Origin of the sequence: Oceanicella sp. SM1341, assembly GCF_003448965.1 — a bacterium.
Taxonomy (GTDB): domain Bacteria; phylum Pseudomonadota; class Alphaproteobacteria; order Rhodobacterales; family Rhodobacteraceae; genus Paroceanicella.
The window spans coordinates 16017-29462 of the sequence record NZ_QRGC01000009.1 but is presented as its reverse complement, the minus strand read 5'-3'; the positions used below and the strand labels follow the sequence as shown (position 1 = coordinate 29462).

Here is a 13446-nt window from a genome sequence, read left to right as displayed (position 1 = left end):
GGTGCGCAAACGGCCCGCGCGAGGGAGCGCGGGCCGCGGGGTCGGCGTCAGGGGAGCGCGGCCGCGCTTACTTCAGCAGGCCGGCTTCCTTGTAGTAGCGCTCGGCGCCCGGGTGCAGCGGGATGCCCACGCCGTCGAGGGCGGTCTCGGCGGTGATCGACTTGCCCTTGGAGTGGCCGTTGTCGAGCAGCTTGCGGGTGTTCTCGTTCCACAGCGCCTTGGTGATCTCGTAGATCAGCTCTTCCGGCTGGTCGGCGCTGGTGATCCACTGCGCGCCCACCGAGAGGGTCTCGGTGTCGTCCGGCACGCCCTCGTAGGTGCCGCCGGGCACCACGTGGCTGGCGAAGAACGTGTACTCGGAGGTGATGCCGGCGGCCTCGTCGCCGGAGATCGGCACCAGGGTGATCTCGGCCTGGGAGGCGAGCTCGGCGATGGCGCCGGCCGGGAAGCCGCCCACGAAGAAGAAGGCGTCCATCGCGCCGTCGCGCATGCGGTCGGCGGCCTGGTCGGGCTTCAGGAAGGCCGCTTCCACGTCATCCTCGGTGAGGCCGTAGGCGCCGAGGATGATGCGGGCGTCGACCAGGGTGCCCGAGCCCGGCTCGTCGAGCGAGACACGCTTGCCCTTCAGGTCGGCCACGGAGGAGATGCCGGCCGAGGCGGCGGCCACGAGGTGGATCGACTCGGGGTAGAGATTGGCGATGGCGCGCAGCTTCTCCACCGGCTCGCGGCCTTCCCAGATGCCGGTGCCGGTCTGGGCCCAGGTGGCGACATCGGACTGCGAGAAACCCGATTCCAGCGTGCCGGCGCCGATGGCGTTCACGTTGGCGACCGAGCCGTTCGCGGCGAGCGCGGTGGCGATCAGCCCTTCCACGCCGCAGGAGCCGCCCTCGGAGCAGGGGCGCGAGCCCGGCGGGTTGGAGATGGCGTTCGCGATCAGGCCGCCGATCGGGTAGTAGGTGCCGGCGGTGCCGCCGGTGCCGATGCGGAAGAACTGCGGCGCCTGGGCGCTGGCGGCGCCGGCCACCAGCACGGCCGCGGCCAGCGCGGCGCCGAGGGTCTTGAGACGGGCGAAGGTCATGAGGATATCCCCTTGATGGCTTTGGGCATCGAGTGCCGGTCGGTTTCCCTGATTAACCGTCCTTGCGCGCGCGCTCAACAGCCGTTGGCGGAAATCCGCCCATTGGTTCCGCCGTCTCAGGTGCTCTCGCGGCACACGAGCTCGAAGCCCACGTCGCGCGGGGGGGGCGGCGGGCCGCCGGCTTCGCGCCCCGAGAGGAGCAGCTCTATGGCGGTGCGGCCCATGTCGCGGGTGCGCGGCCGCACGGTGGTGAGGCTCGGCACGATCTCGGAGGCGATCTCGTAGTCGCCCCAGCCGGTGACGGCGAGCTGCCCCGGCACGTCGATGCCGCGACGCTGGCAGGCAAAGATCACCCCGCCCGCGATCACGTCGGTGGCGCAGATCACCCCGTCGAGCCCGGGCGCGCGGGTGAGCAGCGCCTCGAGCGCCTGCTTGCCGGCGGCGAAACCGTCGGCCTCGTGGGCCATGTAGTCGAGCCCGGCGGCCAGCCCCGCGGCGCCGAGTTCGTCGCGGAAGGCGGCGAGCCGGTCGGCGAAGCGGCGCGCCACGCCCCCCGAGTAGCCGATGAAGCCGATCTGCCGGCGCCCGCGCGCCACGAGGTGGCGCACCATCTGCCGCGTCGCCTCCTCCACCGAGAAGCCCACGCACATGTCGATCGCTCCGCGGCGCACCCAGGTCTCCACCGTGGGCATGCGCGCGGCGCGCAGCAGGGCGGCGGTCTCGGCGTGGTGCTCGGAGCCCACCAGCACGATGCCTGCCGCCCGCCAGCCCATGAAGGTGCGCACCGCCGCCAGCTCCTGCTCGGCGTCGTCGGCGAGGGATATCATCACCTCGTGGCCCTGTTCGGCGGCCGCGTCCTGCAGGCCGCGCACGTAGCGGTAGAAGCTCGAGTTGCGGATCGAGGGGATGATCGCCCCCACCACCCGGCTCGAGCCGGAGGCGAGGTGGCCGGCGGCGAGATTTGGCACGTAGCCGAGCTCGGCCGCGACCGCGAGCACGCGGGCCCGCGTCTCCTCCTGCACGCGCTCGGGATAGCGGAAGGTGTTGGACACCGTCATCGGCGAGACGCCCGCCGCCGCGGCCACGCGCTGCATCGTGGCCCGGCTGCCGCCACCGCCCGCGCCGTTGCGGCCGGCACCGCTCATGTGCGCCGGCCCTCCGCGCGCACCGTGTCCTGCCCGATTTGCCGCATTTTCCGCCCTCCCGCGGGCCGCTCCGGCGGGGTCGCCGGGTTGACACTTCTCCGATTCCCCGTGACTGTAGCGCTACAAACCACAGCGAGAAAGGTGAAATCCGCGTGTCAGCCCCCCTGCAGAGCCAATCCACCGGAGGTCCGGGCCATGGCGCGTGAGCCGGCCGGGTCCGCCGAGCTGGTGCTCGACGGCATTGCCAAGAGCTATGGCGGCACGGTCGCGGTGGCGGAGATGGATCTCACCCTGCCGGCGGGCGCGCTGGTGGCGCTGCTCGGGCCCTCGGGCTGCGGCAAGACCACCACGCTGCGCATGGTCGCCGGTTTCGAGACACCCGACCGCGGTGCCATCCGCATCGGCGGGCAGGACGTGACCGGCCTGCCGCCGCACCGGCGCAACCTCGGCATGGTGTTCCAGAACTACAGCCTGTTCCCGCACCGCACGGTGGCGGAGAACATCGCCTTCGGCCTGCGCATGGCCCGCATCGGCCGCGCCGAGCGCGACGCCGAGGTGCGCCGCATGCTCGACCTCGTGCAGCTCCCCGGGCGGGAGGACGCCTACCCGGCCCAGCTCTCGGGCGGCCAGCAGCAGCGCGTGGCGCTGGCCCGCTCGCTGGTGGTCAACCCCCGGGTGCTGCTGCTCGACGAGCCGCTGGGCGCGCTAGACCGCTCGCTGCGCGAGAGCATGCAGTTCGAGATCCGCGGCATGGTGAACCGGCTCGGCATCACCACCCTGCTCGTGACCCACGACCAGGAGGAGGCGCTGTCGATGAGCGACATCGTGGCGGTGATGCGCGCCGGCCGCATCCTGCAGGCCGGGGCGCCGAGCGAGATCTACGACCGCCCGGCCACCCGCTTCGTGGCCGAGTTCCTCGGCACCTCCAACATCTTCGAGGGCACGGTGGCGCCCGGCGGCGCGGGGCTGGAGATCGCCGGCGCGCCGCTGCTGCCGCTCGCCGGCCCCGCCACGCCCGGCAGCCGCGCCGCCCTCTCGGTGCGCCCGGAGCGCATGGCGCTGGGGCCAGAGGCCGAGGGGCTCGACATCCGGCTCGACGCCCGGGTGACCGGGGCGGTCTTCCGCGGCACCTATGCCGCCTACCAGGTCGAGGTGCCCGCCCTCGGCCGCGAGCTCTTCGTCTACCGCCAGGCGGACGGGCCGCTGGGCGCGGTCTCCTTCCGCCTCGGCGAGAGCCTCGCGCTCGGCTGGAAGGCTGAGGACGCCGTGCTGCTCGGCGCCGGATGAAACGCTCGATGAACAGGTCGGATGTACGGGTGGGGCGAGCTGGCCGCACGAGACCCGGAATGATGATGAGGACCGGACATGACCACTGAAGGCGCGCGCATCGGCATCGATGTCGGCGGGACATTCACCGATTTCGTGCTCTCCGACCCGCGCGACGGCAGCCTTGTCTACTACAAGGAGCCCAGCACGCCGGAGGAGCCCTCCCGCGCGCTGATCGAGGGGCTGCGCGCCCTGCTCGCCCGCGCGGGGCTGGAGCCCTCGGGCGTGGCGGCGCTGATGCACGGCACCACCATCGGGCTCAACGCCATCATCCAGCGCCGCGGCGCGAAGATCGCCCTCGTGGTCACCGAAGGCTTCCGCGACATCCTCGAGATCGCCCGCTCGCGCATGCCCTCCTCCTTCGATTTCCATGCCGCGAAGGAGGAGCCGCTGGTGCCGCGCCTGCGGGTGCTGGAGATCGGCGCGCGCTTCTCGCCCCGGGGCGAGGCCACGCGCACGCCCGGGCCCGGCGAGATCGCCCGGCTGGGTGCCGCCCTGCGCGAGGCGGGGGTGGAGGCGGCCGCCCTCGTCTGCGTGAACGGCTACGCGGCACCGGAGGCGGAGGCGGCACTGGCCGCCGAGCTCTCGGCCGCGGCCGGCGGGCTCGACATCACCTCGGCGGCGGCCATCTGGCCGGAGATCCGCGAATACGAGCGCACGCTCGTCGCCTGCCTCAACGCCTATATCCAGCCGCTGATGCAGCGCTATTTCGCCGGGCTCGAGGCGGGGCTCGCCGCCGATGGCGTGACCGCGCCGATCCTCGTCACCGCCTCGAACGGAGGCTCGCTCTCGCTCGCCTCCGCCGCCGCGCGGCCGGTGGAGACGGTGCTCTCCGGCCCGGCCTCGGGCGTGATGGCGGCGGCGCGGCTCGCCGCCGCCGCCGGCGTGGGCGGCATCATCACCTTCGACATGGGCGGCACCTCGTCCGACATCGCCATCGCCTCCTCCGGCACGCCCGAGCTTGCCACGCGTACGGATATCGGCGGCCTGCCGCTGGTCCTTCCGGTGGTCGACGTGAGCGCCATCGGCGCGGGCGGCGGCTCGGTGGTGTGGGTCGACGAGCACGACGTGCTGAAGGTGGGCCCGCACAGCGCGGGCGCCGCCCCCGGCCCGGTCTCCTACGGCCGCGGCGGCACCGAGCCGGCGGTGACCGACTGCTACCTCGCCCTGGGCTACATCGACCCTGCCGGCTTCCTCGGCGGGCGCATGCAGCTCGATGGCGCCGCGGCGCGGGTGGCGCTCGGCGGCATCGCGGCGCGCATCGGGCTGAAGGGCCCGGACGCGGCCCAGGCGGCGGCGGAGGGCGCGCTCGCCGTCACCACCGCCGGCATGGCGACCGAGCTCTACAAGACCCTCGCCGCCCGCGGGCTCGACCCCGCGGGCTTCGCCCTCGTGCCCTTCGGCGGCGCCGGGCCCACCCATGCCAACCTGCTGGCGGAGGAGGCGGGCATCGCCCGTGTCGTCATCCCGCCCGCCGCCGGCACCTTCTGCGCCATGGGGGCCGCGGGCGCCGACCTGCGCCGCGACTTCGTGCGCTCCCTGCGCCAGCCGCTGGACGCGGACACGGCCCGGGGCCTCGCCGACACGCTCGCCGCGCTCGGCGCCGAGGGGGAGGCCTGGCTCGACGCCGAGGGCGCGCATATCACCGGCCGGCGCTCCGAGCCCTCGGCCGACATGCGCTACACCGGCCAGGCCTATGAGCTGCGCGTGTCGCTTGAGGGCGTGGAGCTCTCCGCCGCCGCGGTGGCCGAGGCCTTCCACCGCGAGCATGAGCGCATCTACGGCTTCCGCGACGCGGGCGCCGAGGTGGAGCTGGGCACCGCCCGGCTCGCCGTCATCGGCCTCACGCCCGATCTCTCCGCCCCCTCCTGGCCGGAGGGAGACCCGGAGCCGGCGCCCACGGGCCGCCGCCCGCTCTTCCGCCGCGGCGCCTGGGTGGAGGCCGCGGTCTACCGGCGCGAGGCGCTGGGGGCGGGCGCGCGGCTCGCCGGCCCCGCCATCGTCGAGCAGGACGACACCACCACCGTGGTGCTGCCCGGCTGGAGCGGGCGTGTCGACACCATGGGCAACCTCCATCTCGAAAGGGCTGCGGCATGAAGCTCGACCCGGTCACCCTTGAGATCCTCGGCAACAAGCTCGCCGCCGTCACCGAGGAGATGTGCCTCACCCTGCAGCGCACCGGCCGCACGCTCTACGTGAAGGAAACGGCCGATTTCGCCTGCGCGCTCGCGGGGCTCGACGGGCGCTTCTTCGCCTACCCGCGCTCCATCGGCGTGTCGGGCTTCGTGGGTCTCGAATGCGCGCCCGCCATCGCCGCCGTGGGGCCGCTGGAGCCGGGCGACGTGATCCTCACCAACGACCCCTACCGCTCCGAGGGCCTCGCCACCCACCTGCCCGACCTGCACATGATCGAGCCCTATTTCCACGCGGGCGAGATCGTGGCCTACGGCTGGTGCTTCGTGCATTGCTCCGACGTGGGCGGCCGCGTGCCCTCCTCCATCTCGCCCACCAACACCGAGATCTTCCAGGAAGGCCTGCGCATTCCGCCGGTGAAGCTGATGAAGCGCGGCGAGATGAACGCCGACGTGAAGCTGTTCCTCGACGCGAACAGCCGCACGGCGGAGGCGAACATGGGCGACATCCGCGCCATGCTCGCAGCCCTCGCCGCCGGCCGCCGCCGGCTGGAGCAGACCATCGCCCAGCACGGCGCCGACACCGTGCTCGCCGCCGGGACCGACCTGGTGGATTACGCCGGGCAGAAGGCGCGCGCCGTGCTCGCCCGGGTGCCGGAGGGCAGCTACTCCTTCTCCGACTATCTCGACGACGACGCGGCGAGCCCGCTGCCCGTGCGCCTCGCGCTCACCGCCACCTTCGGCGGCGGCGAAGTGCATCTCGACTTCACCGGCACCGACCCGCAGGTGGCGACGGCGATGAACATCCCCTCGCGCGGGCGGCCGCATGCCTGGCTCACGCTCCGGGTGCTCGCCCTCGTGCATACGCTCGACCCCACGGTGCCGCTCAACGTCGGCCTGCTCTCCACCGTGCGCATCACCGCGCCGGAGGGCTCGCTGGTGAACCCGCAGGAGCCCGCGGCGGTGGGCGTGCGCCATGCCGCCGCCATCCGGGTGAACGACGTGCTCAACGGCGCTTTCGGCCGGGCCCTGCCCGCGGTGATGCCCGCCGCCTCCTCCGGCTGCGTGATCCCGGTGGTGATGGCCGAGCCCGATGGCAGCGGCGGCCGCCACGTGCAGGTGATCGAGCCGATGATCGGCGGCACCGGCGCGCGCGAGGGGCGCGACGGCGTGGACGGCCGCGACAGCGGCATCTCCAACCTCGCCAACAACCCGGTGGAGACGGTGGAGGCCGAGCTCGGCATCGAGGTGCTGCGCTACGCCCTGCGCCCCGATTCCGGCGGCGCGGGCCAGTGGCGCGGCGGCTGCGGCATGGAGCTCACCTTCCGCGTGCTCACCGACGGCTCGAACGTGCTCGGCCGCGGCATGGAGCGCCTGCTGTTCCGCCCCTGGGGCGCGCAGGGCGGCCGCCCGGGCGCTGCCGGCGCGCTGATCGTGAACCGCGGCCGGCCCGATGAGCGCCGCCTTGGCAAGATCGACGTGCTGGAGGTGAATGCCGGGGATACGGTAACCTTCCTCACCCCCGGCGCCGGCGGCTGGGGCGACCCCGCCCTGCGCGCGCCCGAGGCGATTGCGCGCGACGTGGAAAACGGCTTCGTGACCCCCGAGGGGGCGGAGCGCGACTATGGCCCGCAGGCCACCGAGACCGCCACCGGCTTCGGCCCCGAGCGCGCCGCCTGGGACGCGGTGTTCGGCGCGCCGGCGATGGACCGGCTGAATGCCGCGCTCATCGCCCTGCCGCTCGCCAGCCGCCTGCGCCGCCGCGGCGAGATCCTGCGCGCCGTGCTCGCGGAACTGCCCGAGGGTTTCCCCCGCGCGCCCGCGCCGGAGGCCGCGGCCGCGGCCGCGCGCGCCCGGCTGGCGGACTGCCTCGAGACCATCTGAAGCGCCCGGGCCCCGGCCCGGCAAGACCGACACAACAGCGGAGAGACGAGATGACGAAACTGACACGCCGCCAGCTCCTCGGCACCGGGGCAGCCCTCGGCACCACCCTCGCCGCGGGCGCCCTGCCCCGCATGGCCAGCGCCCAGAGCGGCGAGATCACCGTCACCGCCTTCGGCGGGGTGTGGGAGGAGGCGGTGCGCTCCTGCTTCGTCGCCCCCTTCGAGGAGAAGACCGGCGCGAAGGCCAATGTCTCGCTCGGCGGCCCGGCGCAGTGGCTGGCCCAGGTCGAGGCCGACCCCTCCGACCCGCCGGTGGACATGCTGATCATGACGCCGGACCTCGCCCTCGCCGCCGCGGATGCGGACCTGGTGGAGGATTTCACCGTGGAGAAGCTGCCGAACCTCGCCGAGATCCCGCAGCAGTTCACCGATTCGGTGAAGGGCAAGGGCACGATCTTCGACTACGGCGTGGGCGGCATCACCTACAACAAGCAGGTGGTCTCCGAGCCGCCGAAGAGCTTCGCCGAGTTCGTCGACCGCGTGGCCGACGGCGAGTTCATCGCCTCCCTGCCCTCCATCTCCTATGCCGTCACCCCGATCATGCTGATCTGGGCCATGGCCGAGGCGCTCGGCGGCGGGGTGGACAATGTCGACCCGTTCTTCGAGGCCATGGCGAAGATGAAGGACAATGTCGTGTTCTGGGGCGGGCCGAACGACTTCTTCAACCATCTCGCCTCCGGCGAGGCCGACCTCGGCATCTACTTCGACGGTCGCACCTGGAACCACTATGACAGCGGGGCGGAGTGGATCGACTTCATCAACCCCGAGGAGGGCGGCTCGCTCAACGGTGTCGCGGTGCAGATCCCGAAGAACGCCGACCCGCTGGCCTGGGACTACGTGAACGAGATCCTCGACGCGCAGAACCAGGCGAAGTTCGCCAAGATCATGAACTACGGCGTCACCAACAGGAACGTCACCTACGACGAGGTGCTCGCCCCGCGCGTGACCCCCTGGCAGAAGACCGTCTTCCCGCCCTACGCGCGGATCATCGAGGTGCGCAACGAGTGGGTCGACCGCTGGAACCGCGAGATCGGCGGCTGAGGCCGCTTCCGAAACCCGCCGCCGCGCCACGCGAGGTGCGGCGGCCCCTGCCCCGGGGCGCGCGATGACCGAAATGACAGATGTGAGCCCTCCCCGCGGCCGCACGGCGCTGCGGCCCTGGATGCTGGTGCTGCCGGCGCTGCTGTTTCTCGCAGGCTTCTTCGTGGCGCCGCTGATCGACAACGGCGCGCGCTCCTTCCTCGGCGAGGAGGGCGGCTTCACGCTGGCGCGCTACTGGCAGCTTCTGTCCGACCGCTTCTACCTCGGGGTGATCTTCGAGACGGTGGCACTCTCGGCCGGCGTCACGCTGATCTCGGCGCTCATCGGCTACCCGGTGGCGTATTTCCTGGTGCGCAAGGCGGGGAAATGGTCGGGGCTGGTGATCTTCCTGCTCATCGCGCCGCTGCTCACCTCCATCATCATGCGCACCTTCGGCTGGCAGGTGCTGTTCGCGCGGCGCGGGCTGGTGAACAACCTGCTGGTCGACCAGATCGGCCTGCTCGACCGCCCTCTGCGCCTGCTCAACACGCCCGAGATCGCCATCGCCGCCCTCGTCCACGTGCTGGTGCCCTTCATGGTGCTCTCCATCGCCTCGGTGCTGCAGGGGGTGGACCGGCGGCTGGAGGAATCGGCCCAGATGCTGGGCGCGGGGCGGGTGCGCACCTTCTTCGAGGTCACCCTGCCGCTGTCGCTCGACGGGGTGGGCACCGGGGCGATCCTGGTGTTCATGATCGCGAACGGCAGTTTCGTCACCCTCGTGCTGCTGGGTGGCGGGCTGCAGACGCTGCCGCTGCTGATCTACCAGCAGTTCAACACCACGCGCGACTTCGGCATGGCCAGCGCGATGAGCACCATCCTGCTGGTGATCGCCCTCGTCTGCCTGTGGCTGCAGCTCCGGCTCGTGCGCCGGCAGGGAGGCTGAGAATGGCCCGCGTCACCCGCCCGGACTGGGCCTCCCTCGGGCTGCTCGCCTTCGTGGTGGCCTTCTTCGTGTTCATGCTGGCACCCATCCTCGTGGTGGTGGTGGTCTCCTTCACCTCCGCCTCCTACGTGGCCTTCCCGGTGCCGGGCTGGTCGCTGAAATGGTTCTGGCACATCTTCGAGTACGAGCCCTTCATCGACTCGCTGATCGTGAGTTTCGAGGTGGCGGTGGGCGCCACGGTGCTCTCCTGCCTCATCGGCATCCCGGCCTGCCTGTTCCTCGCCCGCTCGCGGGCGGGCTGGGCGAGCGCGGTGATGACCTTCCTGCTCTCGCCGCTCTCCATGCCGATGATCGTGATCGGCTTCGCCGGGCTGTTCTTCCTCTCCTGGGTGGGGATCGGCATTTCCTTCACCGCGCTGCTGGTCACCCACACCGTGGTCTGCCTGCCCTACGTGGTGCGCACGGTGGCGGGGGTGTACCGCTCGGTGCCCCGCGCCTACGAGGAGGCGGCGGCCATCCTCGGGGCCAACCCGCTCGCGGTGTTCCGCCATGTCACCCTGCCGCTCATCCGGCCGGGCATCATGGCGGGCTCGCTGTTCTCCTTCCTCACCTCGTTCGACAATCTGCCGGTGAGCTACTTCTTCGGCTCGGCGGACACCAACACCCTGCCGGTGGTGATGCTGAGCTACATGGAGCACCAGTTCGACCCCTCCATCGCCGCGCTGAGCACGCTGCAGCTGCTGCTGGCCGTGGTGGCGCTGCTGGTGGTGGACCGGCTCTACGGCATCGACAAGATGACCGTCACCGGCTGAGGGCGAAGGCGAGGTCCACAGCCCGGCCCACCGCCACGGGCAGCACCGACATGTGGGTCTCGCCGGCGAACACCTCGAACCGGGGCGCGAGGCCGGGGGTGGCGGCGAGCGCCCCGGCCATCTCGCGCGCGGCCTCGAGCGTGCGGGCCCGGGCCTGCTCGGCCCGGCGGGCTTCCGCATCCGCTGCGGCCCGGCGGAAGGGGGCCAGCTCCGCCCCCTCCCATTCCCCGGCCGAGAGATGCACCACCGCGTCGAGCCCCGGCGGAGGGGCGGCGCGAAAGCGCTCGAAGGCGGTGAGCAGCGCGCCCTCCTCCCAGAAGATCGACGGGCTCGCCGCCACCCAATTGCGGAAGGCATGCGGCCGGGTGAACAGGGTGTGGAGCGCGAACAGCCCGCCGAAGGAATGGCCGAAGAGCGTGCGCCGCGCGCGGTCGAGCGGCACGCGGGCGGCGACGAAGGGCATCACCTGCGCCTCGATGAACTCCGCGAAGGCGTCCGCCCCGCCGGTGCGCACTTCCGGCCCGCCCTCGGTGAAGGGCGGATAGAGGCGGCCCGGCGGCGGCGAGAGGTCCCGGGCGCGCAGCAGGTGGTCGTAGGGCGCCTCCACCGGGTAGCCGAGCGCCACCAGCACGCCGGGCCCCACGTTGCTGCCCTCGGGCCAGAGCGCGCGTACCCGCAGCGCCTCCACCGCGGTGCCGACCACGGCATTGCCGTCGGTCATCCACAGCGAGGGCCAGCCACCCTCCGGCGCCGGCCCCTCCGGCACATGCAGGAAGACCCGGCGCAGCCGCCCGTCAGCGCCGCGGATGTCGTGACACTCGGTGCGCGCAAGCCGCGCGGGCTGTCCGGGAGGGAGCATGTCTCGGCCTTTCCTGCGCCCCCCGCGGGGGCTGAGGCTGCCGGACTAGTTCGCCCGGGTTTCCCGGTCAACCACCCCGTCAGGCGGTGAGCGCGAGGGTCTCGGCGAACATCGGGTAATGCAGGTTGCTGCCCTCGAAGGGCGGGAAATTCTCGAAATCCGCCCGCATGGCGTGGCGCACCGGCGATTGCAGCGCGGCCTCGAGGGCTGCCGGGCTGTCGAACATCAGCCGGTTGCGCTGCATGAATTCCACCCGGGTCCAGGGCAGCGTGTCGCACCAGTCGACGCGCGAGAGGATCTCGATCTCGCGGATGCCGGGGAAGGTGGCCATGATCTGCGGGTGATGGGCGATGTAATAGGCCAGCCAGGCGTTCAGGTTTTCCGCCGTGCCGGGGTAGTGCACGAGGTAGGAACAGGCCTCCGGCGTGCCCTCGGGCTTGGGCTCGGGCACCGGGAAGGGGCGCACCAGCATGGCCTGATGAGCCACCCCGGCGCCGGGCAGGCTGGGCCAGCCGGGGGCGAGGGCCTGCAGGTGGCCGCCCGCGCCTGCTGCCGCCTCCAGCGCGGTGAGCTCGTCGAAGTAGAGCTGGAAGGCGAGTGCGGGCGAGGGGCCGTCATCGGTGTAGAGGTCGCGCGCCGCCGCCGGCGTGTAGAGCCGCACGCGGGTGGCGCCGGGCGTGGCGGCCAGCACCGCGCGGGTGTGCGCCAGATCCGCGTCGGAGATCCGCGCGGCGGGGTCGGGGGTGGTCACCTGGGCGATCAGGGTGAAACGCATGTATTCTCTCCGGGGTATCGGGGTCAGCCGGCGGCGGCCGGGGCCTGCAGAAGCGCTTTCAGCCGCTGCGCGGGGTCGGCGAGGGCGGCGGGGTCGACCGGAGTTCCGGCGGCCACGAGCCCCTCGACGAAGCGCTTCTCGCGCCCCGCGTCGATGAGCACGGCGCCGCGCACCCGGGCGCCTTCGAGCCAGAACAGCACCGAGCCGGGGGCGCCGGGCGCGCCGCGCCACAGGGTCTCGCCCCGGCCCTCCCAGGCGCCCACCACCTGGATGTTGTGCCCGAGCTGGTCGGTCCACATCCAGGGCGTCTCCTGCGCCTGCGTGGGCGTGCCGCACAGGGTTGCGGCCACGGCAGCAGCCTGGGTCTCGGCGTTGCGCCAGGTCTCCAGCCGGGCGGGGCGGCCGAGCACGGGGTTGGGCGTCTCGGCGATGTCGCCGATGGCAAACACCCGGCCCTCCGTGCCCTCCACCCGGCAGAAGGCGTCGGTGGCGAGCCCCCCCGAGGCGCCGACCCGTGCCCCGCGCACCAGCCCCGCCTCCGGCACGATGCCGATGGCGTAGAGGCCGAGGTCGGCCGCCACGGGGCCCGCGCCGGTCTCCACCACGATGCTGCCGTCGCCCAGCGGCACCACCTGCGAGATGTGCACCCCGGTGCGGATCTCGACCCCCGCGGCGGCATGACGGCCGGCGAGCCAGTCCGAGGCCTCGGGCGGCAGGATGCGGGCCATCACCCGCGGGCCGGCCTCGAGCACGGTCACGGCGCAGCCGAGGGCGCAGGCGGTGGCAGCCACCTCGAGCCCGATCACCCCGCCGCCCACCACCACGAGCCGGCGCGCCCCGGCGAGCCGGGCGCGCAGGGCGGCGGCATCGGCAAGGTCGCGCAGGCCGAGCAGCGCATCCGCCCCCGGCACCGGCAGGGCGCGGGCGCGGCCACCCGTGGCACAGATCGCGTGGTCGAAGCCGATGCGCCGGCCGTCGGCCAGCTCCACCGCGCGCGCCGCGGGGTCAATGGCGGTCACGGTGGCGCCGGCGATGTGCTCGATTCGCTCCGTCGCCCAGTCCTCCGCCGGGCGCAGGGCCATGTCCCCGGCGCTTTCCGTGCCCTTCAGGTAGCCCTTGGAGAGCGGCGGGCGCTCGTAGGGCAGCTCCGCCTCGGCGCCGATCATCACCACCCGGCCGGCATGGCCGCGGCGGCGCAGCTGCAACGCCGCGCGCCCGCCCGCGTGCCCCGCCCCCACGATAACCACCGTGCCGGCTTCGCCCTCCGTGGCGCTTGGCGTGACGGTCTCGGACATGGCGGCCTCCGCAATTCCTGTTGAAACGTATTTCGTATACGGTATATTCGAAGCGCACGGCCGGCAAGGCCAATCTCCCACCCCCCTCCCGCCGCGCGGGAGTTATTCCACGGCAGGA

At 72.7% G+C, this 13446-nt stretch carries 11 protein-coding genes; 6 read left to right on the top strand and 5 right to left on the bottom strand.

All coding sequences use genetic code 11. The annotated features are described in order from the left end of the window. Positions 1–67 precede the first annotated feature (67 nt). Both D3P35_RS10305 and D3P35_RS10300 read right to left on the bottom strand, forming a co-directional pair. Positions 68–1078: a TAXI family TRAP transporter solute-binding subunit gene (locus D3P35_RS10305; protein ID WP_118134646.1), complete on the bottom strand. Its 1011-nt coding sequence runs from the start codon at positions 1076–1078 to the stop codon at positions 68–70. Positions 1079–1194: 116 nt separating this feature from the next. After that, positions 1195–2223 (bottom strand): LacI family DNA-binding transcriptional regulator, encoded by a 1029-nt coding sequence (locus D3P35_RS10300; protein ID WP_118134645.1) that lies wholly within the window; start codon positions 2221–2223, stop codon positions 1195–1197. A 195-nt stretch (positions 2224–2418) separates the two neighbouring features. On the opposite strand from D3P35_RS10300, the gene D3P35_RS10295 reads away from it, so the two are divergent. The 6 genes from D3P35_RS10295 (at position 2419) to D3P35_RS10270 (ending at position 10399) form a co-directional block, all read left to right on the top strand. Then, positions 2419–3510 (top strand): ABC transporter ATP-binding protein, encoded by a 1092-nt coding sequence (locus tag D3P35_RS10295; protein WP_118134644.1) that lies wholly within the window; start codon positions 2419–2421, stop codon positions 3508–3510. 78 nt (positions 3511–3588) lie between these two features. Further along, positions 3589–5646 (top strand): hydantoinase/oxoprolinase family protein, encoded by a 2058-nt coding sequence (locus D3P35_RS10290; protein WP_118134643.1) that lies wholly within the window; start codon positions 3589–3591, stop codon positions 5644–5646. Further along, complete coding sequence (locus D3P35_RS10285) at positions 5643–7565, top strand: hydantoinase B/oxoprolinase family protein (protein WP_118134642.1); 1923 nt, start codon at positions 5643–5645, stop codon at positions 7563–7565. The genes D3P35_RS10290 and D3P35_RS10285 overlap by 4 nt, the downstream gene beginning before the upstream one ends. Before the next feature lie 50 nt (positions 7566–7615). Next, positions 7616–8665 carry an extracellular solute-binding protein gene (locus D3P35_RS10280; RefSeq protein ID WP_118134641.1) on the top strand — a complete coding sequence of 350 codons (1050 nt, stop codon included), beginning with the start codon at positions 7616–7618 and terminating at the stop codon, positions 8663–8665. A 64-nt stretch (positions 8666–8729) separates the two neighbouring features. After that, positions 8730–9587 (top strand): ABC transporter permease, encoded by an 858-nt coding sequence (locus D3P35_RS10275; RefSeq protein ID WP_118134640.1) that lies wholly within the window; start codon positions 8730–8732, stop codon positions 9585–9587. Between the two features lie 2 nt (positions 9588–9589). Further along, positions 9590–10399 (top strand): ABC transporter permease, encoded by an 810-nt coding sequence (locus D3P35_RS10270; protein WP_118134639.1) that lies wholly within the window; start codon positions 9590–9592, stop codon positions 10397–10399. Here D3P35_RS10270 and D3P35_RS10265 read toward each other — a convergent pair. From D3P35_RS10265 to D3P35_RS10255, 3 genes are all read right to left on the bottom strand, one after another. Beyond that, entirely contained in the window at positions 10389–11258 is an 870-nt protein-coding gene (locus D3P35_RS10265) for an alpha/beta hydrolase (protein WP_118134638.1), read from the bottom strand. The two genes, D3P35_RS10270 and D3P35_RS10265, sit on opposite strands and share 11 nt — an antisense overlap. A 79-nt stretch (positions 11259–11337) precedes the next feature. Continuing rightward, positions 11338–12033, bottom strand: a complete 696-nt coding sequence (locus tag D3P35_RS10260) for a hypothetical protein (protein ID WP_118134637.1) — start codon at positions 12031–12033, stop codon at positions 11338–11340. Positions 12034–12056: 23 nt separating this feature from the next. Continuing rightward, positions 12057–13328 carry an NAD(P)/FAD-dependent oxidoreductase gene (locus D3P35_RS10255; RefSeq protein WP_118134636.1) on the bottom strand — a complete coding sequence of 424 codons (1272 nt, stop codon included), beginning with the start codon at positions 13326–13328 and terminating at the stop codon, positions 12057–12059. Between the last annotated feature and the right edge of the window lie 118 nt (positions 13329–13446).